This is a genomic window from Rhodoferax sp. BAB1 (assembly GCF_013334205.1).
In the GTDB taxonomy this organism is placed as follows: domain Bacteria; phylum Pseudomonadota; class Gammaproteobacteria; order Burkholderiales; family Burkholderiaceae_C; genus Hylemonella.
On the sequence record NZ_CP054424.1, the window covers coordinates 2,790,564 to 2,813,577 of the forward strand.

General features: G+C 64.7%; 31 protein-coding genes and 1 tRNA gene. 1 reads left to right on the forward strand and 31 read right to left on the reverse strand.

Annotated elements, in window-relative coordinates; genetic code table 11:
* Window positions 1–16: 16 nt before the first annotated feature.
* The 9 genes from HTY51_RS13400 to HTY51_RS13440 all read right to left on the reverse strand — a co-directional run bounded on the left by HTY51_RS13400 (window position 17) and on the right by HTY51_RS13440 (window position 6,441).
* Window positions 17–92: transfer RNA gene (locus HTY51_RS13400), tRNA-Thr, on the reverse strand.
* A gap of 79 nt (window positions 93–171) precedes the next feature.
* The gene (locus HTY51_RS13405) at window positions 172–684 is read right to left on the reverse strand and encodes a ClpXP protease specificity-enhancing factor (RefSeq protein ID WP_174253187.1); all 513 of its coding nucleotides are present in this window, start codon (window positions 682–684) and stop codon (window positions 172–174) included.
* Window positions 685–695: 11 nt separating this feature from the next.
* Window positions 696–1,307: a glutathione S-transferase N-terminal domain-containing protein gene (locus HTY51_RS13410; protein ID WP_174253188.1), complete on the reverse strand. Its 612-nt coding sequence runs from the start codon at window positions 1,305–1,307 to the stop codon at window positions 696–698.
* A gap of 156 nt (window positions 1,308–1,463) precedes the next feature.
* Window positions 1,464–2,219: a cytochrome c1 gene (locus tag HTY51_RS13415; protein ID WP_174253189.1), complete on the reverse strand. Its 756-nt coding sequence runs from the start codon at window positions 2,217–2,219 to the stop codon at window positions 1,464–1,466.
* 14 nt (window positions 2,220–2,233) lie between these two features.
* Complete coding sequence (locus tag HTY51_RS13420) at window positions 2,234–3,646, reverse strand: cytochrome bc complex cytochrome b subunit (protein ID WP_174253190.1); 1,413 nt, start codon at window positions 3,644–3,646, stop codon at window positions 2,234–2,236.
* Between the two features lie 11 nt (window positions 3,647–3,657).
* Window positions 3,658–4,269: a ubiquinol-cytochrome c reductase iron-sulfur subunit gene (petA, locus tag HTY51_RS13425; RefSeq protein WP_174253191.1), complete on the reverse strand. Its 612-nt coding sequence runs from the start codon at window positions 4,267–4,269 to the stop codon at window positions 3,658–3,660.
* A gap of 72 nt (window positions 4,270–4,341) precedes the next feature.
* Window positions 4,342–5,409 (reverse strand): 4-hydroxythreonine-4-phosphate dehydrogenase PdxA, encoded by a 1,068-nt coding sequence (gene pdxA, locus HTY51_RS13430; protein WP_174253192.1) that lies wholly within the window; start codon window positions 5,407–5,409, stop codon window positions 4,342–4,344.
* Window position 5,410: 1 nt separating this feature from the next.
* Window positions 5,411–6,169 (reverse strand): Nif3-like dinuclear metal center hexameric protein, encoded by a 759-nt coding sequence (locus HTY51_RS13435; RefSeq protein WP_174253193.1) that lies wholly within the window; start codon window positions 6,167–6,169, stop codon window positions 5,411–5,413.
* Window positions 6,166–6,441 carry a hypothetical protein gene (locus tag HTY51_RS13440; RefSeq protein ID WP_371733836.1) on the reverse strand — a complete coding sequence of 92 codons (276 nt, stop codon included), beginning with the start codon at window positions 6,439–6,441 and terminating at the stop codon, window positions 6,166–6,168. The genes HTY51_RS13435 and HTY51_RS13440 overlap by 4 nt, the downstream gene beginning before the upstream one ends.
* 132 nt (window positions 6,442–6,573) lie before the next feature.
* On the opposite strand from HTY51_RS13440, the gene HTY51_RS13445 reads away from it, so the two are divergent.
* Complete coding sequence (locus HTY51_RS13445) at window positions 6,574–7,713, forward strand: S1C family serine protease (RefSeq protein ID WP_174253195.1); 1,140 nt, start codon at window positions 6,574–6,576, stop codon at window positions 7,711–7,713.
* 13 nt (window positions 7,714–7,726) lie between these two features.
* On the opposite strand, the gene tatC is transcribed toward HTY51_RS13445, so the two are convergent.
* From tatC to mlaD, 22 genes are all read right to left on the reverse strand, one after another.
* Window positions 7,727–8,512: a twin-arginine translocase subunit TatC gene (tatC, locus tag HTY51_RS13450; protein ID WP_174253196.1), complete on the reverse strand. Its 786-nt coding sequence runs from the start codon at window positions 8,510–8,512 to the stop codon at window positions 7,727–7,729.
* 67 nt (window positions 8,513–8,579) lie between these two features.
* Window positions 8,580–9,047 (reverse strand): Sec-independent protein translocase protein TatB, encoded by a 468-nt coding sequence (gene tatB / locus HTY51_RS13455; RefSeq protein ID WP_174253197.1) that lies wholly within the window; start codon window positions 9,045–9,047, stop codon window positions 8,580–8,582.
* 22 nt (window positions 9,048–9,069) lie between these two features.
* Window positions 9,070–9,321, reverse strand: coding sequence for a Sec-independent protein translocase subunit TatA (gene tatA, locus HTY51_RS13460; protein WP_174253198.1), 252 nt, complete (start codon window positions 9,319–9,321; stop codon window positions 9,070–9,072).
* Window positions 9,322–9,386: 65 nt separating this feature from the next.
* Window positions 9,387–9,758: a histidine triad nucleotide-binding protein gene (locus HTY51_RS13465; protein WP_174253199.1), complete on the reverse strand. Its 372-nt coding sequence runs from the start codon at window positions 9,756–9,758 to the stop codon at window positions 9,387–9,389.
* Window positions 9,759–9,797: 39 nt separating this feature from the next.
* Window positions 9,798–10,178 (reverse strand): phosphoribosyl-ATP diphosphatase, encoded by a 381-nt coding sequence (locus tag HTY51_RS13470; protein ID WP_174253200.1) that lies wholly within the window; start codon window positions 10,176–10,178, stop codon window positions 9,798–9,800.
* 5 nt (window positions 10,179–10,183) lie between these two features.
* On the reverse strand, window positions 10,184–10,573 hold the full coding sequence (gene hisI, locus HTY51_RS13475; RefSeq protein WP_174254284.1) for a phosphoribosyl-AMP cyclohydrolase: 390 nt from the start codon (window positions 10,571–10,573) through the stop codon (window positions 10,184–10,186).
* Between the two features lie 80 nt (window positions 10,574–10,653).
* On the reverse strand, window positions 10,654–11,445 hold the full coding sequence (hisF, locus tag HTY51_RS13480) for an imidazole glycerol phosphate synthase subunit HisF (RefSeq protein ID WP_174253201.1): 792 nt from the start codon (window positions 11,443–11,445) through the stop codon (window positions 10,654–10,656).
* 28 nt (window positions 11,446–11,473) lie between these two features.
* On the reverse strand, window positions 11,474–12,328 hold the full coding sequence (locus tag HTY51_RS13485; RefSeq protein ID WP_174253202.1) for a D-hexose-6-phosphate mutarotase: 855 nt from the start codon (window positions 12,326–12,328) through the stop codon (window positions 11,474–11,476).
* On the reverse strand, window positions 12,321–13,061 hold the full coding sequence (gene hisA, locus HTY51_RS13490; RefSeq protein WP_174253203.1) for a 1-(5-phosphoribosyl)-5-[(5-phosphoribosylamino)methylideneamino]imidazole-4-carboxamide isomerase: 741 nt from the start codon (window positions 13,059–13,061) through the stop codon (window positions 12,321–12,323). Before hisA ends, HTY51_RS13485 begins: the two co-directional genes overlap by 8 nt.
* Window positions 13,062–13,116: 55 nt before the next feature.
* On the reverse strand, window positions 13,117–13,791 hold the full coding sequence (gene hisH, locus HTY51_RS13495) for an imidazole glycerol phosphate synthase subunit HisH (RefSeq protein ID WP_174253204.1): 675 nt from the start codon (window positions 13,789–13,791) through the stop codon (window positions 13,117–13,119).
* Window positions 13,792–13,795: 4 nt separating this feature from the next.
* The gene (gene hisB, locus HTY51_RS13500; RefSeq protein ID WP_174253205.1) at window positions 13,796–14,392 is read right to left on the reverse strand and encodes an imidazoleglycerol-phosphate dehydratase HisB; all 597 of its coding nucleotides are present in this window, start codon (window positions 14,390–14,392) and stop codon (window positions 13,796–13,798) included.
* A gap of 58 nt (window positions 14,393–14,450) precedes the next feature.
* The gene (gene hisC / locus HTY51_RS13505; protein ID WP_174253206.1) at window positions 14,451–15,548 is read right to left on the reverse strand and encodes a histidinol-phosphate transaminase; all 1,098 of its coding nucleotides are present in this window, start codon (window positions 15,546–15,548) and stop codon (window positions 14,451–14,453) included.
* Window positions 15,545–16,873, reverse strand: a complete 1,329-nt coding sequence (gene hisD / locus HTY51_RS13510) for a histidinol dehydrogenase (protein ID WP_174253207.1) — start codon at window positions 16,871–16,873, stop codon at window positions 15,545–15,547. The genes hisC and hisD overlap by 4 nt, the downstream gene beginning before the upstream one ends.
* Window positions 16,870–17,511, reverse strand: a complete 642-nt coding sequence (hisG, locus tag HTY51_RS13515; protein WP_057673781.1) for an ATP phosphoribosyltransferase — start codon at window positions 17,509–17,511, stop codon at window positions 16,870–16,872. Before hisG ends, hisD begins: the two co-directional genes overlap by 4 nt.
* Before the next feature lie 12 nt (window positions 17,512–17,523).
* A complete protein-coding gene (gene murA, locus HTY51_RS13520; protein ID WP_174253208.1) occupies window positions 17,524–18,789 on the reverse strand; it encodes a UDP-N-acetylglucosamine 1-carboxyvinyltransferase in 1,266 nt (421 codons plus the stop codon).
* 6 nt (window positions 18,790–18,795) lie between these two features.
* Complete coding sequence (locus tag HTY51_RS13525) at window positions 18,796–19,038, reverse strand: BolA family protein (protein ID WP_174253209.1); 243 nt, start codon at window positions 19,036–19,038, stop codon at window positions 18,796–18,798.
* Window positions 19,039–19,042: 4 nt separating this feature from the next.
* Window positions 19,043–19,798, reverse strand: coding sequence for an ABC transporter permease (locus HTY51_RS13530; RefSeq protein WP_174253210.1), 756 nt, complete (start codon window positions 19,796–19,798; stop codon window positions 19,043–19,045).
* Window positions 19,795–20,712: an ABC transporter ATP-binding protein gene (locus HTY51_RS13535; protein ID WP_174253211.1), complete on the reverse strand. Its 918-nt coding sequence runs from the start codon at window positions 20,710–20,712 to the stop codon at window positions 19,795–19,797. Before HTY51_RS13535 ends, HTY51_RS13530 begins: the two co-directional genes overlap by 4 nt.
* Before the next feature lie 40 nt (window positions 20,713–20,752).
* On the reverse strand, window positions 20,753–21,025 hold the full coding sequence (locus HTY51_RS13540; protein WP_174253212.1) for a lipid asymmetry maintenance protein MlaB: 273 nt from the start codon (window positions 21,023–21,025) through the stop codon (window positions 20,753–20,755).
* Window positions 21,026–21,027: 2 nt separating this feature from the next.
* A complete protein-coding gene (locus tag HTY51_RS13545) occupies window positions 21,028–21,678 on the reverse strand; it encodes a phospholipid-binding protein MlaC (RefSeq protein WP_174253213.1) in 651 nt (216 codons plus the stop codon).
* Between the two features lie 95 nt (window positions 21,679–21,773).
* Window positions 21,774–22,532, reverse strand: a complete 759-nt coding sequence (locus HTY51_RS13550; protein ID WP_174253214.1) for a VacJ family lipoprotein — start codon at window positions 22,530–22,532, stop codon at window positions 21,774–21,776.
* Window positions 22,529–23,011 carry an outer membrane lipid asymmetry maintenance protein MlaD gene (gene mlaD / locus HTY51_RS13555; RefSeq protein ID WP_174253215.1) on the reverse strand — a complete coding sequence of 161 codons (483 nt, stop codon included), beginning with the start codon at window positions 23,009–23,011 and terminating at the stop codon, window positions 22,529–22,531. Before mlaD ends, HTY51_RS13550 begins: the two co-directional genes overlap by 4 nt.
* Window positions 23,012–23,014: the final 3 nt, after the last annotated feature.

Consider the following 23,014-nt stretch of genomic DNA (forward strand, 5'->3'; position numbering starts at 1 on the left):
GATTTTTGACCGGAAATGGTGCCGATTGTCGGATTCGAACTGACGACCTACCGCTTACAAGGCGGTTGCTCTACCAACTGAGCTAAATCGGCGCGCTGGCAATTTTACTGTACGCCCCCCCGAGGCCCGGGACAGATGGCAGCAGGGTGCCAGCCCCCTGCGCCGACTGCCTTACTTGATGCGCTTGAGCGCAGGGCGTCCCGCCCCGCCGGGTCGTGGCGGCTCGGGTTCATCCCCCCCCTCGCTGCGTGCCGGCTCGACACTGCTCAGCATGGGCGTCGGGGTGGGGGGCGTTTCGGGCTCGGCTGCCGCGGCACCCGCTTCGTCAGTCATCGGACCTGAGGCCTGCTCCTCCTCGTCCAGCGGGAAAGCCATGCCCTGACCGCTTTCGCGCGCATAGATGGCCATGACCCGGTTCAGCGGCACCATGATGTCGCGCGCCACGCCAGCAAAGCGGGCCTTGAACTCGATGTAGTCATTGCCCAGCTTCAAGGCGCTGGTGGCGTCCATGCTGATGTTCAGGACGATCTCGCCGTCCTTGACGTACTCGCGCGGCACGCGCACCGTGTCATCGACCCGAACGGCCACATAGGGCGTCAGGCCGTTGTCGGTACACCACTCGTAAAGAGCACGGATCAGATAGGGGCGGGTCGATGTCGTCCCGCTGGCACTCGTCGTGGACACGGAGACAGGCCTTACTTGCGCATCACCTTCTCGGACGGCGTCAGCGCTTCAATGTAGGCCGGGCGCGAGAAGATGCGCTCCGCGTACTTCAGCAGGGGCGCCGCGTTCTTGCTCAGTTCGATACCGTAGTAATCCAGGCGCCACAGCAGCGGGGCAATGGCCACGTCCAGCATGGAGAAGTTATCGCCCAGCATGTACTTGTTCTTCAGGAACACCGGGGCGAGCTGGGTCAGGCGGTCGCGGATGTGCGAGCGGGCCTTCTCCAGAGCCTTCTCGTTGCTCTTGGCGGCACGCGATTCGAGCGTGGATACATGGACAAACAGCTCCTTCTCGAAGTTGAGCAGGAACAGGCGCACGCGGGCGCGATCAACCGGGTCGCCGGGCATGAGCTGCGGATGCGGGAAACGCTCGTCGATGTACTCGTTGATGATGTTCGACTCGTACAGGATCAGGTCACGCTCGACCAGGATCGGCACCTGGCCGTAGGGGTTCATGACGCTGATGTCTTCGGGCTTGTTGTAGAGATCAACATCACGGATCTCGAAATCCATGCCCTTCTCGAACAGGACAAAGCGGCAGCGGTGGGAGAAGGGGCAGGTCGTGCCCGAGTACAACACCATCATGGGGGAAGCTCCTAAAAATCAAAACCTAGTTTCAGGGCAGACTGATCTGTGAGCAGATCAGGTCGAAACTAAAAGAGTGGGCTGCATTGTCGCAAACCCACTCTATAAATAGCAAGTTTTGCACCGTTTTGGTGCAAAATTAGTCAAAACAGGCGCTTACTTGATGTCTTTCCAGTAGGCCGCGTTGAGTCGCCAGGCGATCAGGGTGAAGACCAGCAGGAAAAGCATGACCCAGACACCCACACGCACGCGCGTGTTCTGGGAGGGTTCGCCCATCCACTGCAGGAAGTTCACCAAGTCACCCACCGCCTGGTCGTACTGCAGGGGTGTCATGGTGCCAGGTGTCACCTGCTGCCAGCCCTTGAAGATCTCCACGTCGTGGCCGTGCTCCTTGCGGATCTCGACCAGCGGCCGACGCTGGCCCTGCAACTCCCACAGCACGTGCGGCATGCCGACGCTGGGAAACGCCAGGTTGTTCCAGCCCGTGGCCTTGGTGGCGTCCGGATAGAAGGTGCGCAGGAAGGTGTAAAGGTAGTCGGCACCGGTGCCGCCATGGCCGGCACGCGAGCGGGCGATCACGGTCAGGTCGGGCGGGTTGGCGCCGAACCATTCCTTGGCCTGTTTTGGATCGATGGCCGCCTTCATGGTCTCGCCGACCTTGTCGGTCGTGAACAGCAGGTTGTCCTTGATCTGCTCGGTGGTGAAACCGATGTCCTGCAGGCGGTTGTAGCGCATGTAGGCGGCAGAGTGGCAGTTCAGGCAGTAATTGACAAAGAGCCTGGCACCGTTCTGCAGCGAAGCATGGTCGCTGGTGTTGCCGGGTGCCTTGTCCCAGGCGATGCCGCCTTCGGCAGCCAGCGCACCCGTGCTGAACACGAAGAAAGTGGTGAGGGCAAGAATAATTTTTTTCATTTTGTTTCTCCGGCTCAGTGCGCCTCGAAAGTCACGCGACTGGGCACCGGCTTGGTCTGACCCAGACGGCTCCACCAGGGCATCAGCAGGAAGAAGCCGAAGTAGAACAAGGTACCGACCTGCGACACGCGCTCACCGATCGGCGACGGCGCCTGCACGCCGAGGTAGGCCAGGATGACGAAGTTGATCACGAAGATGCCGTAGAGGACCTTGTGCCAGTCCGGACGGTAGCGGATCGACTTGACCGCGCAGTTGTCCAGCCAGGGCAGGAAGAACAGGATGACCACGGCGCCACCCATCACGACCACACCCCAGAACTTGGCATCGATGGCCAGCATCAGCGCGATCAGCACCAGAGCAGCCCCCATCACCACACCCTTGCCCAGCATCGACAGCTGGGTGCGCAGCACGCCCAGGGCAGCCGCCAGCACCACGCAGGCGATCAGGGCGTACATCATCTCGGTGGTGATGGCGCGCAGCATGGAGTAGTAGGGCGTGAAGTACCAGACCGGGGCGATGTGCGCCGGGGTCTTGAGCGGATCAGCCGGGATGAAGTTGTTGTACTCCAGGAAGTAACCACCGAACTCGGGCGCGAAGAACACGATGGCCGAGAAGACCATCAGGAACACGCTGACGCCCATGATGTCGTGCACCGTGTAATAGGGGTGGAAGGGGATGCCGTCCAGCGGCTTGCCCTTGGCATCCTTGGGTGCGTTCGGGCCCTTGATCTCGACGCCGTCGGGATTGTTGGAACCGACATCGTGCAGGGCCAGCAGGTGGGCCACCACCAGGCCCAGCAGGACCAGGGGCACGGCGATCACGTGGAAGCTGAAGAAGCGGTTCAGCGTGGCGTCACCGACCACGTAGTCGCCACGGATCAGCAGGGCCAGGTCCGGACCGATGAAGGGAATGGCCGAGAACAGGTTCACGATCACCTGGGCGCCCCAGTAGGACATCTGGCCCCAGGGCAGCAGGTAGCCCATGAAGGCCTCGGCCATCAGCACCAGGAAGATCGCACAGCCGAAGATCCAGACCAGCTCACGCGGCTTGCGGTAGCTGCCGTAGATCAGGCCACGGAACATGTGCAGGTAGACCACCACGAAGAAGGCGGAGGCGCCGGTGGAGTGCATGTAGCGCACCAGCCAGCCCCAGGGCACGTCGCGCATGATGTACTCGACCGAGCCGAAGGCCAGGGCCGCATCGGGCTTGTAGTGCATGACCAGAAAGATGCCGGTCACGATCTGGATCACCAGCACCAGCATGGCCAGCGAGCCGAAGAAATACCAGAAGTTGAAGTTCTTCGGAGCGTAGTACTCCGACATGTGCACACGGTAGGCGTCGAACGCGGTCGGGAAGCGGTTTTCCAGCCAGTTGGTGACCTTGGCCACCACCGGAGCGTCGGCAGCGATTTCCTTGAATTCAGCCATGTTCTTGTTCCTCAAGCCTTCTTGTCTTCGCCGATCAGCAGCTTGCTGTCGGACAGGTACATGTGGGGCGGCACTTCCAGGTTATCGGGCGCCGGTTTGTTCTTGAACACGCGGCCGGCCATGTCGAAGGTCGAACCGTGGCAGGGGCAGAGGAAACCACCCTGCCAGTCGTCCGGCAGCGAGGGCTGTGCGCCCGGCTGCAGCTTGTCGGACGGCGAGCAACCCAGGTGCGAGCAGATACCGACACCGACGAACAGCTCAGGCTTGATGGAGCGATGGCGGTTCTTGGCGTAATCGGGGGTCGGATAGGCCTTGCGATCGGAATTCGGATCGGCGAGCTGGCCTTCCACCTTTTCCAGGGTGGCCAGCTGCTCGGGTGTGCGGCGCATGATCCAGACCGGCTTGCCGCGCCACTCGATCGTCACCTTCTCGCCCGGCTTGAGAGCAGAAATGTCCACCTCGACCGCCGCACCGGCCGCCTTGGCGCGCTCGGAAGGCTGGAAAGTGCTGATGAAGGGAATGGCGGCTGCCACGCCACCCACGGTACCTGCACAACCAGTGGCAATCAGCCACGTCCGTTTGCTCGGGTCCATCTGACTCTTATCGGCAAGCGTGTCGCTCATGGAAATCCTCAATCAAGTCTACCGGGTTATATGCTTACTGACTTATATGACCATACAGATCAGCTGATGATTCTAGCCGACCTCCAGGCGCTGACTGCGTGCGTCCGAGAGGCGATGCGCCATGCGCAGCGCCTCGATCAGGCTGCTCGCATCGGCCTGCCCGGTCCCCGCGATGTCGAAGGCCGTGCCATGGTCCGGGCTCGTGCGCACCAGCGGCAAACCCAGGGTGACATTAACGCCTTTTTCGACGCCCAGGTATTTGACAGGGATCAATCCCTGGTCGTGGTACATCGCCACCACCACATCGAATTCACCTGCTTGGCCGTCGCGTGCACGCGCTCGCATGAACACGGTATCGGGGGCATAAGGTCCCTGCACATCCAGTCCCTCGGCACGCGCCTGCGTCAGGGCCGGCGCAATGATGTCGAGCTCCTCGCGCCCGAACAGCCCTCCCTCGCCCGCGTGCGGGTTCAGGCCAGCCACGGCAATGCGTGGCGCACGGCCCAGCATGGAGGCCAATGCCGCATGGGTGATGCGCAGCGTCTGCAGCACATTGTCGACAGTCACCGCCTCGATCGCCTCGCGCAACGACACATGGATGCTGACCAGCACGGTGCGCAACTCGTCATTGGCCAGCATCATGCGAACCGGCAGCTCGCTCACCGGTTGGCCCAGGAAGGCGGCCGCCTCGGCCTGCAGCAACTCGGTATGTCCCGGAAAGGTATCGAAAGGCGCCCCGGCGGCAGCCAGGGCCTCCTTGTGCAAGGGCGCAGTGACCAGACCGGCAATCTCCCCACGCAAGGCGGCCTGTGCCGCCCAGACCACGCAACGCCCGGCCAGACGACCCGCCTCGGCGCTGATGCGGCCAAAAGGCACGGGAGCCGCCAGTGCCTCGACCTGCAACACCGGCAGGCAATGCGGCGGCGCTGACAGCGCCTCCTCTGCGCTGTCCAGCAGCACGAGCGACTGGACAGCCTCGCCTTCGCGCCGGATCAGCTGCGTGGCGCGTCGCAGCGTGGCTGCGTCACCCACCACGAAGCAGCCGCGCGTCAGGTCGGGGGCATCGCGAAAGGCCTTGGCGATGATTTCCGGCCCGATGCCGGCGGCATCGCCCAAGGTGATGGCCAGCGGTCGCGTCATGTCAGGCCGGGTTGTCGATCTCGATGAACTCATGGACCAGCCCCAGCTGTGCCGCAACATGCCCCGCCACGGCCGGCGCGCCATAACGCTCGCTGGCATGGTGACCGCAGGCGATGAAGGTGACACCGCACTCGCGTGCGTAATGCGCCTGCGGTTCGGAAATTTCACCGGTGATGAAGGCGTCGGCACCGGCAGCGATGGCTGCCTCAAAATAGCCTTGAGCGCCACCCGTGCACCACGCTACGTTTTTGATAGCGCCTCTTGGTTCGCCGACCACCGTGACCGTGTGCCTCAATACTCGCTGCACATGGCCGGCGAGGTCGGCCGCATCGGCAAAGGCACCCCCATCCGTGCGTTGCCCCAGGAAGCCTAGGTCCTGCTCGCCAAAGCGCGCCTGTGCCTGCAGCCCCAACCGCGCCGCGAGCTGGGCGTTGTTGCCCAGCTCGGGATGGGCGTCCAGCGGCAGGTGGTAGGCATAGAGGTTGATGTCATGTGCCAGCAGCAGGGCCAGGCGTTGTTTCATCCAGCCCGTCACGCGGCCGTCCTGGCCGCGCCAGAAGAGGCCATGGTGCACGAAGATGGCATCGGCCTGGGCCGCAATCGCCGCCTCGATCAGGGCCCGGCTGGCGGTGACGCCCGAGACGATCTTGCGCACCGGCAGGCGCCCCTCCACCTGCAGGCCGTTGGGGCCGTAGTCGCGAAAGCGCTCGGGTTGCAGCAGGGCATCGAAGGCCTGCAAAAGCTGGATGCGGTCCGTCATGGCGCCGATTGTCGGTCAGTTTGTGCGGCCGCCTGGCCTGGCGACACCTCCAGACTGCAGTCACAGCCCTGGCCGGCCGCAATCCAGCGGCCTGCCAGGCGCCGCAGCAGCGGCAGCAGGACGGGCGCCAGCCAGCCCAGGCCTACTGGCAGGGCCGCGCGCAGCACCTCACGTGGCTGCACCATGGCACCACAACGGTACTGGGCCCCCGCCTCTTCCCAGCGCAGCGCCGTACAGGCGCCACGGCGCTGCCCCGAGAGCAGGATACCCAAGGGACAGGGCTCATGCAGGCAGCACACACCACAGCCATTGCAGGGCTGGCCCGGGGCCGGCTTGGCCGGGGCAAGGGGCTGAATATGGATGATCCGGGGCAACATGGCAGCAGGCACTCTACAATTTCCCATATGAAACGATTCTGGCTGCTGTTCTCGCAAGCTGTCACCGTCCTGCTGGCCGCCTACTTCGTCGTGGCCACGCTCAAGCCTGCCTGGGTCATGCAGCCGGGTGAAACGCCAACCGTCGCCCTCTTCCAGGCGCCTTCCGACCGCAACACCACGCATGCGCCCGGCAGCTTCCGACTGGCGGCCCAGAAAGCCTCGGCCGCCGTGGTCAGCATCAACACCAGCAAGGCGGCCCGGCGCAACCCGAACAGCAACGATCCCTGGTTCCGCTTCTTTTTCGGTGACCAGGACAACGAGCCCCAGGTGGGCCTGGGCAGCGGTGTCATTGTCAGCCCCGGCGGCTACATCCTGACCAACAACCATGTGATCGAGGGCGCCGACGAAATCGAGGTCATCCTCAACGACAGCCGGCGCAGCCGCGCCCGCGTGATCGGCAGCGACCCGGACAGCGATCTGGCCGTGCTCAAGATCGAACTCGACAAGCTGCCCGTGATTGTTCTGGGTAATTCCGACGCCTTGCAGGTCGGCGACCCGGTGCTTGCCATTGGCAACCCCTTCGGCGTTGGCCAGACCGTCACCAGCGGCATCGTCAGCGCCCTGGGGCGCAACCAGCTGGGCATCAACACCTTCGAGAACTTCATCCAGACCGATGCTGCCATCAACCCCGGCAACTCGGGCGGCGCCCTGGTGGACGCCAGCGGCAACCTGCTGGGCATCAACACGGCCATCTATTCACGCTCGGGTGGCAATATGGGCATCGGCTTTGCCATCCCCGTGGCTACGGCCCAGCAGGTGCTGGAGAGCATCGTCAAGGAAGGGCAGGTCACACGCGGCTGGATCGGTGTGGAGCCCAGCGACCTGTCACCGGAGCTGGCCGAGACCTTCGGCGTCAAGACGGACGAGGGCGTGATCATCACCGGCGTGTTGCAGAACGGCCCGGCCGCCCTGGCCGGCATCCGCCCGGGTGATGTCATCACCAACGTAGCTGGCAAGCCCGTGCAAAGCGTCTCGGAACTGCTGACCCGGGTGGCAGCACTCAAACCAGGGAGCCCGGTCAGCTTCGGCGTACGCCGTCAGGACCGGACGCTGGAGATCAACATCACGCCGGGGGTGCGGCCCAAACCGCGCCGCGTTCCGCAGTAAAGCGGATCAGCGATCAGGAGTCGGCCGGCTCGGCGTCGGGTGCACGTGTGTGCTTGATGAAAATCTGGGCTGCCCAGATGCCCACCTCGTACAGCACGCACATCGGAATGGCCAGCGCCAGCTGCGACACCACGTCCGGAGGCGTCACGATGGCCGCGATGATGAAGGCCAGCACGATGAAATAACCGCGGAAGTCCTTGAGCTTCTGGATGCTCACCAGGCCCATGCGGGCCAGCACGATGACCACGATGGGCACCTCGAAGGCCAGGCCGAAGGCGATGAACATGGTCAACACGAAGCTCAGGTAGGCCTCGATATCCGGCGCAGCCGTGATGCTCTTGGGCGCAAAGCTCTGGATGAAGGCAAATACCTGACCGAAGACGAAGAAATAACAAAAGGCCACGCCGATGAAGAACAGCAAAGTGCTGGAGATCACCAGCGGCAGCACCAGCTTCTTCTCATGGGTGTAGAGGCCGGGCGCCACAAAGGCCCAGACCTGGTAAAGCACCACGGGCAGGGCCAGCAGGAAAGCCGCCATCAGCAATATCTTGAGCGGCACCATGAAAGGCGAAATGACAGAGGTGGCGATCAGCGTGGCGCCCTTGGGCAGGTGCGCCACCAGCGGTGCGGCCAGAATGTCATAGAGCTCACCGGGCCCCGGATAGAGGGCCAGGACGGCCGCGGCAATGGCCATGGCGATCACGGTCTTGATGAGCCGGTCGCGCAGCTCGATCAGGTGCTGCACGAAGGGCTGCTCGGTACCGGCCAGCTCGTCGTCTTTGCTTAGTGGGTCTGCCATGCGTTGTTACCGGTTGCGGGGCCAGGCCGCCCGCACCCTGCTTGTGTGCTGGGCGAGCCGGCGGGGCTCAGTTCAGTTTTTGGGGCCGGTAGCGGGCCACCCGCGCCGCGCCAGACAAGGCGCGGGTACGGACGCCCTGGCGTGCCTTGTACCAATTGGGCGTGCTGCCGCGCTTGAGGCGCCAGTTCTTGCCCGGGTGCTTGTACTCGGGGGCGATATCCAGGCTGGAGGACAGATCGGTCGCCGACTCCAGCCCCGAGGTGGCGCCGGCCCAATCCTTCTCGAAGTCCGATGTGGTGGTCTGGATCGAGTTCTCGACTTCCTGGGCTGCCCCCTCGACCGTGCTCTTCATCTTCTTGAGCTCTTCGAGCTCCATCGAGCGGTTGACTTCGGCCTTGACATCGGACACGTAACGCTGGGCCTTGCCCAGCAAGGTGCCGATGGTGCGCGCCACGCGCGGCAGCTTCTCCGGCCCGATGACGATCAACGCCACCGCACCGATGAGCGCCATCTTGGAAAGGCCGAGATCGATCATGCCTGTGGGCTACGCCGGACGATCAGGCCTTGGGCTTGGCTTCGACGTCGATGGTGTTCTTGTCGGCTGCGGGAGCTGCCGTGCTGGCCACCTGCTGGGGCGCGGGGGCAGCAGCCGATTTGTCCTCGGTCGAGCCGCCTTCTTTCATGCCGTCCTTGAAACCCTTGACGGCGCCACCCAGGTCGCTACCCAGGTTCTTCAGCTTCTTGGTGCCGAACACCATGACCACGATCAGCAGCACGATCAGCCAGTGCCAGATGGAAAAGGAACCCATATTTCTCTCCTAAGGAATTTGTGATTTTAATCGCCGCGCCGTGCAATCGGCGCGAACCGGGAAAATCAACCTTTTACCCAGGGGCGCGGGCCGCCGATCACGTGGATGTGCAGGTGGTGCACTTCCTGGCCGCCGTCGCCTCCGGTATTGCACACCATGCGGAAACCGCCCTCCGGATAAGGCCGGCAGCCCTGCTCCTGGGCCAGCCGGGGTGCCAGGGCCATCATGCGCCCGAGCACGTCCACATGTTCAGGCCCGACCTGGGCCATCGAAGGGATATGCCGCTTGGGAATCAGCAGAAAATGCACCGGTGCCCACGGATTGATGTCGTGGAAGGCAAAGATGTCCTCGTCCTCGTAGACCTTCTTCGCGGGAATCTTGCCGGACACCAGCTTGCAGAAGATGCAGTCCGGATCGCTGTGCTTGACGTCGCTCATGCGTGAAACTCCGTGAATGATGCAGGGGCTGGCAAGGGCTTACTGTGCCCCGCTCTCGCGGGCCAGCACCTTGCGCAAGGCCTTTTCCTCGATCCCGCTGGTGCCTTCGCGGCGCTCCAGTTCGGCGATCACGTCGGCCGGCTTGAGGCCGTAGTGAGCCAGGGCGATCATGGTGTGGAACCAGAGGTCGGCCACCTCGCCCACGATCTTGCTGCGATCACCGCCGTGGTCGGCGTCCTTGGCCGCCATCACAACCTCGGTCGCCTCCTCGCCCACCTTCTTCAGGAAGGCGTCCGGGCCCTTGTGCAGCAGGCGGGCCACGTAGCTTTTCTCAGGATCACCCCCCTGGGCAGGCAGGCGGCTTTCGATGACGGCCGCCAGGCGGGCCAGGGCATCGACAGAATTCGTGGACTCGGCCATGGTCTTCACTTGTAGATGGTTTCGGGGTCCTTGAGGACCGGATCGACGGCACGCCAGGCGCCGTCCTTGTAAACACTGAAGAAACAGCTGTGGCGGCCGGTGTGGCAGGCAATGCCGGGCTCATGGCCCAGTTGCGTGACCTTGAGCAGGACGACATCGCTGTCACAGTCCAGCCGGATCTCGTGCACGGTCTGCACGTGGCCCGACTCCTCGCCCTTGAACCAGAGCTTGCCGCGCGAGCGACTGAAATAGACGGCGCGGCCGAGCTCGGCCGTTTTCTGCAGGGCCTCGCGGTTCATCCAGGCGAACATCAGCACATCGTTGCTGCCCTGCTCTTGGGCAATCACCGGCACCAGGCCCTGGGCGTCCCATTTCACTTCGTCGAGCCAGGACACAGGAGCCCCCACGCTTGCCACTTCGTGTGCTGCGCTGCCCCCCGAGGGGGCCTTCGCGCCTTGGGACGGCCCGGCGGCGCTCATGCCGCCACCTCGATGCGCACCGGGATGCCGGCCTGCGCCATACGGGCCTTGGCTTGGGCAATGGTGTACTCGCCGTAATGGAAAATGCTGGCGGCCAGCACCGCGTCGGCCCCACCCTGCTTGACACCTTCGACCAGGTGATCCAGATTGCCCACACCACCCGAAGCAATGACCGGCACGCTGACGGCATCGCTGACCGCCCGCGTGAGCGCCAGGTCAAAGCCGGACTTGGTACCGTCGCGGTCCATGCTGGTGAGCAGGATCTCGCCAGCGCCGTATTCGGCCATCTGGCGCGCCCAGGCCACGGCATCCAGACCCGTGTTCTTGCGACCCCCATGGCTGTAGACGTCCCAGCCTTCGCCGCGCGCCAGCAGGTCCTCACCGTAACGACGCTTGGCGTCGATGGCCACCACGATGCACTGGGCACCGTATTTGTGCGAGGCGTCGCGGATGACCTGGGGGTTGGCGATGGCAGCCGAGTTGAAGCTGGTCTTGTCGGCCCCGGCATTGAGCAGGCGCCGCACGTCCTCGACGGTGCGCACACCGCCGCCCACGGTCAGCGGGATGAACACCTGGGAAGCCACGGCCTCGATGATGTGCAGGATCAGGTCGCGCCCGTCGCTGGTCGCGGTGATGTCGAGGAAGGTGAGTTCGTCGGCGCCTTGCTCGTTGTAGCGTGCGGCAATTTCCACCGGGTCCCCGGCATCGCGCAGTTCGACGAAATTGACGCCCTTGACGACGCGTCCGCCCGTCACGTCCAGGCAGGGAATGATACGTTTGGCCAGCATGCCCGGATTGTAGGGCGGGGGAGCGCCCTCAGCTGACGCTCAGCCGCTGCCAGCCCTGCCACGTGCTGCCGGCGGGCACGGCGATGGCCTGCATGACCTGGGCCGCCTCCACGCAGAGCATATGAGCATGGCCATCGGCCGGCAGGTCGGGCAATGCGGCAGCCAGATCCGCCCCCGGGTTCCAGACCACGGTCTGGGCCCAGCCGGGACTTTGTTCGATCCGCAAGCGCTGCTGCCCGTCGCGCAAGACCAGCGCTTGGGGCGCGGCGTCATAAACGCGATCGAATCCCCCCTGAAAGCGCAAGGGGCCGGCTGCTCGCCCATGCCGGTCCATCAGCGCATCCCACTCGGGCTGGCCCTCCAGGCCCGCAAGCTGCACCGCCGCGATGTCATCGACCGCCAGATAGGTGTGCAGGGCCCCGGTGAAGTTCAGGGGCACGAGGTCCCTGTTGTGCACGTCCAGGGTCAGCTGCAGGCAAGCCGGGCGCAACTCCATCGTCAAGGTGAGCTCGAAAGCCTGGGGCCAGAACTGCTGTGTCGCCGCACTGGCGGGCAGACGCAGGCTCATACGCGCCGCTTCCGACGTGAGCACGGGCGGCACGTCGGCCACCCAGGGCAGATTGCGCACGAAACCATGCTTGGGCAACGGCCCGCGCTGGTTGAACTGGGGAAAACAGATGGGAACGCCGCCGCGTATCGCGGACCGGCCATCGAAAGCGCTGCGGGGGCTGAGATAAAGACGTTCGCGGCCGGCCGCTACCCAGGACACGACATGGGCACCGTGCAACAGGACCCGCAGGCGGTCGCCGTTGGGCAGGCTCAGGGCAAGGGAGGGCAGGCCGTGGAACAGCTCGATGCTGCCACCCGCCGCCGGCTCAGCCATTCAGTTCGTCGGCGCGGATCTGGGCGGCTTCGAAGTCGAGGTCGCCGGTGTAGATGGCACGGCCGCAGATCACACCCTCCACGCCCTCGCTCTCCACCGCGCACAGGGCCTCGATGTCGGCCATATTGCTGAGGCCACCGGAGGCGATCACCGGGATGGTCAGCGCCTGGGCCAGCTTGACCGTGGCCTCGATGTTGATACCCGAGAGCATGCCGTCACGGCCGATGTCGGTGTAGATGATGGACTCGACACCGTAATCCTCGAACTTCTTGCCCAGGTCGATGACCTCATGGCGGGTCAGCTTGCTCCAGCCATCGGTGGCCACCTTGCCGTCCTTGGCGTCCAGGCCGACGATGATGTGTCCGCCAAAGGCCGTGCAGGCGTCCTGCAGGAAGCCGGGGTTCTTGACGGCGGCGGTACCGATGATGACGTAGCGCAGGCCGGCGTCCAGGTAGCGCTCGATGGTGTCCAGGTCGCGGATGCCACCGCCCAGTTGCACGTCGATCTCGCTGCCAACTTCCTTGAGGATGCTGCGGATGGCCTGTTCGTTCTTCGGCTGGCCCGCAAAGGCGCCGTTCAGATCCACCAGGTGCAGGCGGCGGGCGCCCTTGTCCACCCATTTGCGCGCCATCACCGCCGGGTCTTCGCCGAAGGTGGTGGACTGGTCCATATCGCCCTGCTTGAGGCGCACACAGTGACCGTCTTTCAGATCAATCGCAGGAATGAGAAGCATGATGCTGGGGCAAGGACTAGGGCGGATGCGCGTTCAGGCTGAACCGTGCGAAGAATCAGGGATTCCAGTGGAGGAAGTTGCGATAGAGGGCCAAGCCGTGGGCAGCGCTTTTCTCTGGGTGGAATTGTGTCGCAAAAATATTATCGCGTGCAATCGCCGCCGTGAAGCGGCCACCGTAGTCGGCCTCCCCCGCGCTGTGGCGCGCATCCGACGGTCGGGCATAAAAACTGTGCACGAAATAGTAATAGCTGCCGTCCGGCACGCCGGCCCATACTGGGTGGCGTCCCTGGCCGTGGTCCATCTGCCGCACCTGGTTCCAGCCCATCTGCGGCACCTTGTAGCGGCTGCCATCGGGCTGCAGGCGGCCGGCCAGGTCGAACTTGACGACTTCGCCGGGAATCAGACCCAGGCCGGGTGTGTCCCCCTCGGCACTGTGGTCCAGCATCATCTGCATGCCCACGCAGACGCCGAACAGGGGCTTGGCGGCGGCGGCCTCCAGCACGGCATCGCGCAGGCCGGACTCCTGCAGCTCGCGCATGCAGTCGGGCATGGCGCCCTGCCCCGGCAGCACCACGCGGGCGGCTGCACGCACCTCATCGGGGCGAGAGGTGATGAGCACATGCCAGCCGCTGCCCTGGGCCGCGGCCTGCACGGCCTGCGACACCGAGCGCAGATTGCCCATGCCGTAATCCACCACGGCGACGGTCTTGGCCGGCAGTCCGGAGGTCATACGACTAGAGCGATCCCTTGGTGGATGGGATGGTGCCAGCCGCGCGCGGATCGATTTCCAGCGCGGCGCGCAGGGCACGGGCGAAGGCCTTGAACACCGTCTCGGCCTGGTGGTGGGCGTTTTCGCCGCGCAGGTTGTCGATGTGCAGCGTGACGAAGGCGTGGTTCACGAAACCCTGGAAGAACTCGTAGGCCAGCTGGCTGTCGAAGCTGCCGATCATGCCGCTCTTGAAAGGCACGTGCATCTCCAGGCCGGGGCGGCCGGAGAAATCGATCACCACGCGCGACAGCGCCTCGTCCAGCGGCACATAGGCATGGCCGTAGCGGCGGATGCCTTTCTTGTCGCCCACGGCCCTGGCCACGGCCTGGCCCAGGGTGATGCCCACGTCCTCCACCGTGTGGTGGCCGTCGATGTGCAGATCACCCTTGGCCTGGATGTCCAGGTCAATCAGCCCATGGCGCGCGATCTGGTCCAGCATGTGGTCGAAGAAACCAATGCCGGTGGACAGGCGCGAGACGCCCGTGCCGTCCAGGTTGACCTTGACGGTAATCTGGGTCTCCGCGGTGTTGCGGGACACTTCGGCGGTACGTGGTGTATTCATTAAGCAACCTCCATGCTGCGCATTGCGGTACGAGCGCCTTCGGACGGCCGTGCGGCGCTCATAAGGATTCTTTCAAGGCAGCCAGCATCAACTGGTTTTCCTGCGGGGTGCCCACGGTCAGGCGTAGGCAGTTGACCAGCAGGGGGTGCAGTTTGGACACATTCTTCACCAGGACCTTGCGCGCCTTCATGCCTTCAAAGGTCCGGGCCGCATCGGGCACACGCAGCAGGATCATGTTGGCGTCGCTGTTCCAGGCTCGCACCCCGGGCATGGCCTTCAACGCTTCCAAAATCATAGCACGCTGGGCCTTGATGTCCTGCGCCTGGGCCGCAAAGACGTCGGCATGCTCGAGTGCGAACAGCGCGCACTCGTAGTTCAGCACGCTGACGTTGTAGGGCGGGCGCACCTTGTCGACCTCGGCGATCAGGGCCGCCGGGCCCATCATGTAACCCAGCCGCACGCCGGCCAGCCCGAACTTGGAGAGCGTGCGCATCAGCAGCACGTGGCTGTTGGCCGCCGGCTTGGCGCGGATGCGATCCAGCCAGCTGCGCGAGGCAAAGGGTTGGTAGGCCTCGTCCATCACCACCAGGCCGCCCTGCTCGCCGACGGCGGCGATGATCTTCTCGATCGCCGTGTCGTTCCACAGATTGGCCGTCGGGTTGTTCGGGTAGGCGATGTAGGTGATGGTCGGCTTGTGCTTGGCAATGGCCCCCAGCATGGCCGTCACATCGAGCTCGAACTCGGACGTGAGCGGCACACCATGGAAGGCGAGGCCCTGCAGTTGCGCGCTCATGGCGTACATCACGAAACCCGGCACCGGCGCCAGGATGGAGGCACCCGGCACGTCACAGGCCATGGCCAGCAGGGAAATCAGTTCGTCCGAGCCGTTGCCCAGCATCAGCGCATAGCCCTCGGGCATGCCGGCGTAGGCTGCCAGCGCGGCGCGCAGCTCGTCCACGCGGCCGTCCGGATAGCGGTTCAAGGCCAACTGGCCCAGGCGCCGCCCCAACTCGACCTGCAGCGCAGGCGGCAGGCTGTAGGGGTTCTCCATGGCATCGAGTTTGACCATACCGGCCGACGCCTGGATGGCATAGGCATGCATGGACTGGATGTCCTGGCGGATCAGGCGCTGCAGCTTGGGATCAAGGGGCGTCATTTCTTCGGGGCTTTCAGGCGCATCTCGGCCGCGCGGGCATGGGCTTGCAGGCCTTCACCGTGCGCCAGCACCGAGGCGATCTGCCCCAGGGTCTGCGCGCCGGCCTCGCTGACCTCGATCAGGCTGCTGCGTTTCTGGAAATCGTAGACGCCCAGCGGTGAGGAGAAGCGCGCGGTGCCGCTGGTGGGCAGCACGTGATTGGGGCCGGCACAGTAATCACCCAGCGATTCGCTGGTGTACGCACCGAGGAAGATGGCCCCGGCGTGCTTGAGCAGCGGCTCCCACTTGTGCGGATCGTTGCTCGACACCTCGAGGTGCTCGGGCGCAATGCGGTTGCTGATGGCGCAGGCCTCTTCCATGCTGCGCGTGTGGATCAGCGCGCCGCGGCCGTTGAGGGACTTGGCGATGATCTCGGCGCGTGGCATCTCGCCCAGCAGGCGGTCGATCTCGCGCTGCACGGCGTCGATGTAGGCCGCGTCCGGACACAGCAGGATGCTCTGCGCCAGTTCGTCGTGTTCGGCCTGCGAGAACAGGTCCATGGCCACCCAGTCGGCCGGGGTCGTGCCATCGGCCAGCACCAGGATCTCGCTGGGGCCGGCAATCATGTCGATGCCGACCTGGCCGAAGACGCGGCGCTTGGCGCTGGCCACATAGGCATTGCCCGGACCGGTGATCTTGTCCACGCCGGGCACGGTGGCCGTGCCGTAAGCCAGGGCCGCCACGGCTTGGGCGCCACCGATGGTGAAGGCGCGTGTGACGCCGGCCACATAGGCGGCGGCCAGCACCAGTGGGTTTTTCTCGCCCCGCGGCGTGGGCACCACCATGATGATCTCGCCCACCCCGGCCACGTGGGCGGGAATGGCATTCATCAGCACGGAAGACGGATAGGCCGCCTTGCCGCCGGGCACGTAGATGCCCACGCGGTCCAGCGGCGTGACCTTCTGGCCCAGCAAGGTGCCGTCGGCGTCGCGGTAGCTCCAGCTCTCGCCGCTGGCACGCTTTTGGGCCTCGTGGTAGCTGCGCACACGCTGGGCAGCAGCGGTCAGGGCCTCGCGCTGGGCGACCGGCAGGGCCTCGTAGGCGGTTTTCAGTTCGGCCTGTGTCAGTTCCAGGTCCTTGAGCGCGCCAGCCTGCAGACCGTCGAAGCGGGCGGTGTACTCGAGCACGGCCGCGTCACCACGCTGGCGCACGTCGGCCAGGATTTCGGCCACGCGCAACTCGATGGCCGCGTCGGTCTCACCGGACCAGTGCTGGCGCTCCTTGAAGCGCTGCTCAAAGTCAGCTTGCGCGGTGGACAGGCGCAGGGGACGGGCCTGGAAGCTCATGGCTGCCCCAGGGCCTGGCCGAAGGCGTCGATGATGCGGCGGATGGGTTCGCGCTTGAGCTTGAGGGCGGCCTGGTTGACCACCAGGCGCGAGCTGATGTCCATGATGCGCTCGACCTCGACCAGGTGATTGGCCTTGAGCGTGTTGCCGGTGGAGACCAGGTCAACGATGGCATCGGCCAAACCGGTCAGCGGGGCCAGCTCCATGCTGCCATAGAGCTTGATCAGGTCCACGTGCACACCCTTGGCGGCAAAGAATTCGCGCGCGATCGCCACGTACTTGGTCGCCACGCGCAGGCGCGCACCCTGGCGCACGGCGGCCGCGTAGTCATAACCCTCGCGCACGGCCACGCTCACGCGGCACTTGGCGATCTGCAGGTCCAGCGGCTGGTACAAGCCGTCGCTGCCATGTTCGATCAGCGTGTCCAGGCCGGTGATGCCCAGATCAGCACCGCCGTACTGCACATAGGTCGGCACATCGGTGGCACGCACCAGCACCACCCGGACTTCGGGCTGGTTGGTGGCCAGGATGAGCTTGCGGGTTTTCTCGGGATCGTCCAGCACCTCGATGCCGGCCGCCTTGAGCAGGGGCAGGGTCTCGTCGAAGATGCGACCTTTGGAGAGAGCGAGCGTGATCATCTGGTCATTTTCTCACTTGATACGCTCGATGTCCGCGCCTATGGCTGCCAGCTTGGCTTCCATGCGGTCATAACCCCTATCCAGATGATAGATGCGGTCTACCACGGTCTCGCCCTCAGCCACCAAGCCGGCGATCACCAGGCTGGCCGAGGCCCGCAGGTCGGTGGCCATGACAGTGGCGCCCGAGAGATGCGCGACCCCTTCGATCACGGCCACCTTGCCGTCGATCTGGATCCTGGCGCCCAGGCGCACCAGCTCGTTGACGTGCATGAAACGGTTTTCGAAGATGGTCTCGGTCACCTTGGCCGTGCCCTGCGCGATGCAGTTGAGCGCCATGAACTGGGCCTGCATGTCGGTGGGAAAACCCGGGTACTCGGTGGTGCGGAAGCTCTGCGCCTGCAAGCGGCCCTGCGACTGCACGCGGATGCCCTCAGGCAAGGCGGTCACGGTGGCGCCCGCGGCCACCAGCTTCTCGATCACGGCGTCCAGATGGTCGGCGCGCCCATGTTTGAGCACCACATCGCCCCCCGTGGCCGCAACGGCACACAGGAAGGTGCCCGCCTCGATGCGGTCGGCCACCACCTGGTGCTCACAGCCGTGCAAGGCCTCCACGCCCTGGATACGGATGCGGCTGCTGCCGTGCCCCTCGATCCTGGCGCCCATCTTGATGAGCATTTCGGCCAGATCCGGAATCTCCGGCTCCTGTGCCGCGTTTTCCAGGATGGTCTCGCCTTCGGCCAGGGTCGCCGCCATCAGCAGGTTCTCGGTGCCGGTGACGGTGACCATGTCGGTCGTGATGCGCGCGCCCTGCAGACGTTTCCTGCCCTTGGGCAATTTGGCAATCATGTAACCATGCTCGACCGTGATCTCGGCCCCCATGGCCGTCAGGCCCTTGATGTGCTGGTCCACCGGGCGCGAGCCGATGGCGCAGCCGCCGGGCAGCGAGACCGTGGCCTCGCCGAAACGCGCCAGCAAAGGCCCCAGCGCCAGCACCGAAGCGCGCATGGTCTTGACCAGTTCGTAGGGCGCCTCGGGCGAACTCAGCCGGGCCGCGTCGATGCGTACCGTGCCGTCGGCCGACTGCTCAACGCTCACGCCCATGTTGCGGATCAGCTTGAGCATGGTGGCCACGTCCTGCAGACGCGGCACGTTGAGCAGGGTCACCGGTTGCGCCGTCAGCAGGGCCGCACACAACTCGGGCAAGGTGGCGTTCTTGGCGCCGGAGATCGGCACCTCGCCGCGCAACGCGCGGCCACCACGTATCAGCAATTTATCCATGGAAAGTCACCTGGGTTGCGCCGCCCATTCGGCCGGCGTATAGGTTTTCATCGACAGGGCATGCACCTCGTCGGTGTGCATCTTCTGGCCCAGCGTGGCGTAGACGCGCTGGTGGCGCTGGATGGCCCGCTTGCCCTCGAACTCCGGCGACACGATGGTGGCATACCAATGACGGCCGTCCCCGGTGAGCTCGATATGCTCACATTTCAGCCCCGCCGCGATGATGGATTGCAGTTTGTCAGCAGTCATGTTCTCAGCCTCGAATCTTGTAACCGGTGCGTAGCAGGTGCACCGCCAGGCCGCCCACAACGATGAGGGCGGTACCGACGATGGCCAGGCTCAGCCAGGGCGAGACATCGCTTACCCCAAAGAAGCCGTGGCGAAAGCCGTCGATCATGTAGAAAAAGGGGTTGAGATGGCTCACCCCCTGCCAGAAGGCCGGCAGCGAGTGGATGGAATAGAACACGCCGCTGAGGAAGGTCATGGGCATGATGACGAAGTTCTGGAAGGCCGCGAGCTGGTCGAACTTCTCGGCCCACAGGCCGGCAATCAGGCCCAGCGAGCCCAGCAGGGCCGCGCCCAGCACCGCGAAGACCAGGATCCACAACGGCGCCTGGATCGTAAGGTCGGTGAACCAGAAGGTCACCAGGAACACCCCCGAGCCCACCACCAGGCCACGCAGCACTGAAGAGCCGACGTAGGCCAGGTACCAGGCCCAGTGCGACAGGGGCGTGAGCAGCAGGAAGACCAGGTTGCCCATGATCTTGCTCTGGATCAGCGAGGACGAGCTGTTGGCAAAGGCGTTCTGCAGCACGCTCATCATGACCAGGCCGGGGATCAGGAAGGCGGTGTAGCCGATGCGGTCGTAGACCTTGACGTGGTCTTCCAGCACATGGCCGAAAATCAGCAGGTAGAGCACGGCTGTCAGAACCGGCGCGGCAATGGTCTGGAAGCTGACCTTCCAGAAGCGCAGCACTTCCTTGTACAGCAGGGTCTGCCAACCGCTCATTTCTTGTCTCCCATCACCTGGAGAAAGACGTCTTCCAGATCGGCCTTGGTGATCTCGACGTCGTCCACGATCACCCCGGCCTCGCGCACGGCGGCCAGGTAGGTCTCGATCTCGCGCGCGTCATGCGCCGGGAACTGCACGATGCGCCCGGTCACCCGCGCCTGTGCAGCCAGGTCGGCCGGCAACTGGCCCTCGATTTTCATGCGCAGCACATGGCTGGACGCGGTCTTGAGCAACTCGCTGGTGCGTTCCAGCGCCACCACCCGGCCTGCCTTGAGCATGGCAATGCGGCCGCACAGGGCCTCGGCCTCCTCCAGGTAGTGCGTGGTCAACAGCACCGTGTGGCCCTGCTTGTTCAGCCGCGAGATGAAAGCCCACAGGGTCTGGCGCAACTCCACGTCCACGCCGGCGGTGGGCTCGTCCAGCACGATGACCGGCGGCTTGTGCACCAGAGCCTGGGCCACCAGCACGCGCCGCTTCATGCCGCCGGAGAGCTGGCGCATATTGGCCTGGGCCTTGTCGGCCAGGCCCAGGCTGTCCAGCAGTTCGTCGATCCAGGCGTCGTTGTTCTTGACACCGAAGTAGCCGGACTGGATGCGCAGCGTCTCGCGCACATTGAAGAAGGGATCGAACACCAGCTCCTGCGGCACCACGCCCAGCAGCCTGCGCGCCTGCGCGTAGTCGGCCTGCACATCGTGGCCGAGCACGGAGACTTTGCCGCTGCTGGCACGCACCAGGCCGGCCAGGATGCTGATCAGGGTGGTCTTGCCGGCACCATTGGGCCCGAGCAGGCCAAAAAATTCGCCCTGCTCGATGTCCAGGCTGACATCGTCCAGAGCGGCGAAGGTGGCGCCCTTGGGACCGCGGGCGAGCGGGTAGTGCCGGGAGACGGACTGGAAGGAGATGGCGGGCATGGGAACCCGCTATTTTAGGCGGTCGGGAGAGACCCCGGGTTCAGGCGGCCGGCAGCAGCAGTTCGGCCACCCCGTAGAGGCGGGCCAGATCGACCAGCCGGGACGAAAGGCTGCGGATTTCGAAGCCCTTGCCCAGCGCCACGCTGGCACGCCGGAATTCCAGCAGCACCGCCAGCGCCGAGGAATCGAAACGCGTGAGCGAGGCGGCATCCACCACCACCGCCGGACCGGTCTGGGACGGCAGGCCTTGCACCAGCATGCGCAGGCAGGCCGAGGCCTGCTTGTGGGTGAGTTCAGAGGGCAGGACCAGCATGCTCAGGCTTTCTTGGCGTTGGCCTTGTTGCGCTCGACCAGCGAGGCGATCAGGCCGTCGATGCCCTTGGCATGGACTTCCTGGGCAAACTGGCTACGGTAGGTCTCCACCAGCCAGACGCCCATGACGTTGAGGTTGTAGATCTTCCAGCCGCGGCCTTCACCCGGTGTCTTTTCCAGGCGGTAATCGAGCTGGATGGGCTCGGGATTGCCTTTGCCCCTGACTTCCGTGCGCACCACGACTTCCTTGTCGTCGGGTGCCGCACGCATGGGCTTGGCGGTCACGGTCATGTCATTGACCTGGGCCAGGGCACCCGCGTAGGTGCGCACCAGCAAGATCTTGTATTCCTCCTGCAGGCGCTTCTTCTGCTCAGGGCTGGCCTGGCGCCAGCCTGGGCCGACCGAGGACGCCGTCATGCGCTGAAAATTGACGTTGGGCATGATCTTGCTGTCGACCAGCGCAATGATGCGACTGACGTCGCCCGCCTTGATGGCCGGGTCGGCCTTGATGCTGTCGAGCACCTCGTTCGACAGCTTCAGGATCATGACATCGGCGCCTTCCTCGGCCGCCCAGGCGGGCGTCAGCGCCTGCGCCAGGAAAACAGCCGCGCCGGCACAGGCAGCCAGCAGGCGGTGGAAAACTCGTCTTTGCATGGTGTAACACTCCAGAACACTGGCCATGTGCCGGCCGGATGCCGACCCATTCCTCATCACCTTAACGCCTGCCGTCTGCAACCAGCCGACAGGGCTCACCTGGCGGGCTCCTTCTCGTCGGGCGCCTCATCTTCGATCATCGGTTCCTCCGGGGGTTCCCCGTCATAAACGAGATTGCGCCGGTGCTGCAGATAGGCATCGCGCAGGAAAGTATATTTGTCCAGCGCAGCCTCTTCAAGCAAGCCCTCCTGCTTCAGCAGGCGCGCGCGCCTGTGCACCACACGGACACCGGCCAGCGTGTTGCGCGTGGGCACATCCTCGATATAGCTCACGATGTCTCCGCGCCACTCCGCCGGCAGGGCCGCCGTGTCGCGCACCGTGGAGGGCCCCAGCAGGGGCAGCACCACATAAGGCCCGGCCCCCACGCCCCAATAGCCCAGGGTCTGCCCGAAATCCTCGTTGTGCCGCGGGATCTGCATTTCGCTGGCCACGTCCAGCACGCCGCCGATGCCGAAAAAGGTGTTGACCCAGAAACGGGTGAAGCTTTCGCCGGCCACCTGCCCCTTCAGTTGCAGGACGCCGTTGAGCGTGGTCCACGCATCTTCCAGGTTGCCGAAAAAATTGCCGACACCCTTGCGCAGCATCTCCGGCACCGACTCCTGGTAGACCGTGGCCACGGGCTTGAGCACGGCGCGGTCGAGCGTGTCGTTGAACTGGTAGACACCGCGGTTCCAGGGCTCGAGCGGGTCAGCGGGATTGGCCTGCGGACCGGTGGCGCAACCGGCCAGTAGCAGGGCCAGGGCCAGTATCAGCAGGCGCAACGGCCGCAAGTGCAAGGCTGCGGCCCCCCTCATTTCTTGGCCGCGTTCGGCCCAGCGCCCTCAGCCGACTTGTTGTAGATGAATTGGCCGATCAGGTTTTCCAGCACGATGGCGGACTGGGTGGAGGTGATCACGTCGCCGGCCACCAAGACCTTTTCCTCGGCACCGGCTTCTACACCGATGTACTGGTCACCCAGCAGGCCGCTGGTCAGGATCTTGAGCGAGCTGTCCTTGGGGAACTTGTAGCGACTCTCCAGGGCCAGGATCACCCGCGCCTGGAAGGTCTTGTCATCGAAGCTGATGGCCTCGACCCGACCGACGACCACACCGCCGCTGCGCACGGCCGACTTGGGCTTGAGGCCGCCGATATTGTCGAAGCGCGCTTCGACCCGGTAGGTGCTCTGGAAGCTCAGGCTGAGCAGATTGGCCGCCTGCAGTGCCAGGAACAGGATGGCGACGGCACCGATCAGGACAAACAGACCGACCCAGAGATCATTTCTTGAGCGTTGCACCAC

Coding starts and splice junctions, on each gene's coding strand:
- hisF (WP_174253201.1), bottom strand. CDS start 11,445: ATGCTGGCCAAACGTATCATTCCCTGCCTGGACGTGACGGGCGGACGC.
- tatB (WP_174253197.1), bottom strand. CDS start 9,047: ATGATCGATCTCGGCCTTTCCAAGATGGCGCTCATCGGTGCGGTGGCG.
- HTY51_RS13465 (WP_174253199.1), bottom strand. CDS start 9,758: ATGAGCGACGTCAAGCACAGCGATCCGGACTGCATCTTCTGCAAGCTG.
- pdxA (WP_174253192.1), bottom strand. CDS start 5,409: ATGACGCGACCGCTGGCCATCACCTTGGGCGATGCCGCCGGCATCGGG.
- hisC (WP_174253206.1), bottom strand. CDS start 15,548: ATGACGCCCCTTGATCCCAAGCTGCAGCGCCTGATCCGCCAGGACATC.
- HTY51_RS13470 (WP_174253200.1), bottom strand. CDS start 10,178: ATGGCCGAGTCCACGAATTCTGTCGATGCCCTGGCCCGCCTGGCGGCC.
- HTY51_RS13525 (WP_174253209.1), bottom strand. CDS start 19,038: ATGACTGCTGACAAACTGCAATCCATCATCGCGGCGGGGCTGAAATGT.
- hisB (WP_174253205.1), bottom strand. CDS start 14,392: ATGAATACACCACGTACCGCCGAAGTGTCCCGCAACACCGCGGAGACC.
- hisA (WP_174253203.1), bottom strand. CDS start 13,061: ATGCTTCTCATTCCTGCGATTGATCTGAAAGACGGTCACTGTGTGCGC.
- HTY51_RS13410 (WP_174253188.1), bottom strand. CDS start 1,307: ATGATGGTGTTGTACTCGGGCACGACCTGCCCCTTCTCCCACCGCTGC.
- HTY51_RS13545 (WP_174253213.1), bottom strand. CDS start 21,678: ATGCAAAGACGAGTTTTCCACCGCCTGCTGGCTGCCTGTGCCGGCGCG.
- tatC (WP_174253196.1), bottom strand. CDS start 8,512: ATGGCAGACCCACTAAGCAAAGACGACGAGCTGGCCGGTACCGAGCAG.
- HTY51_RS13435 (WP_174253193.1), bottom strand. CDS start 6,169: ATGACGGACCGCATCCAGCTTTTGCAGGCCTTCGATGCCCTGCTGCAA.
- tatA (WP_174253198.1), bottom strand. CDS start 9,321: ATGGGTTCCTTTTCCATCTGGCACTGGCTGATCGTGCTGCTGATCGTG.
- HTY51_RS13535 (WP_174253211.1), bottom strand. CDS start 20,712: ATGCCCGCCATCTCCTTCCAGTCCGTCTCCCGGCACTACCCGCTCGCC.
- petA (WP_174253191.1), bottom strand. CDS start 4,269: ATGAGCGACACGCTTGCCGATAAGAGTCAGATGGACCCGAGCAAACGG.
- HTY51_RS13445 (WP_174253195.1), top strand. CDS start 6,574: ATGAAACGATTCTGGCTGCTGTTCTCGCAAGCTGTCACCGTCCTGCTG.
- HTY51_RS13415 (WP_174253189.1), bottom strand. CDS start 2,219: ATGAAAAAAATTATTCTTGCCCTCACCACTTTCTTCGTGTTCAGCACG.
- HTY51_RS13550 (WP_174253214.1), bottom strand. CDS start 22,532: ATGAGGGGGGCCGCAGCCTTGCACTTGCGGCCGTTGCGCCTGCTGATA.
- hisD (WP_174253207.1), bottom strand. CDS start 16,873: ATGAGCTTCCAGGCCCGTCCCCTGCGCCTGTCCACCGCGCAAGCTGAC.
- hisH (WP_174253204.1), bottom strand. CDS start 13,791: ATGACCTCCGGACTGCCGGCCAAGACCGTCGCCGTGGTGGATTACGGC.
- HTY51_RS13420 (WP_174253190.1), bottom strand. CDS start 3,646: ATGGCTGAATTCAAGGAAATCGCTGCCGACGCTCCGGTGGTGGCCAAG.
- hisG (WP_057673781.1), bottom strand. CDS start 17,511: ATGATCACGCTCGCTCTCTCCAAAGGTCGCATCTTCGACGAGACCCTG.
- HTY51_RS13485 (WP_174253202.1), bottom strand. CDS start 12,328: ATGGCTGAGCCGGCGGCGGGTGGCAGCATCGAGCTGTTCCACGGCCTG.
- HTY51_RS13530 (WP_174253210.1), bottom strand. CDS start 19,798: ATGAGCGGTTGGCAGACCCTGCTGTACAAGGAAGTGCTGCGCTTCTGG.
- HTY51_RS13540 (WP_174253212.1), bottom strand. CDS start 21,025: ATGCTGGTCCTGCCCTCTGAACTCACCCACAAGCAGGCCTCGGCCTGC.
- murA (WP_174253208.1), bottom strand. CDS start 18,789: ATGGATAAATTGCTGATACGTGGTGGCCGCGCGTTGCGCGGCGAGGTG.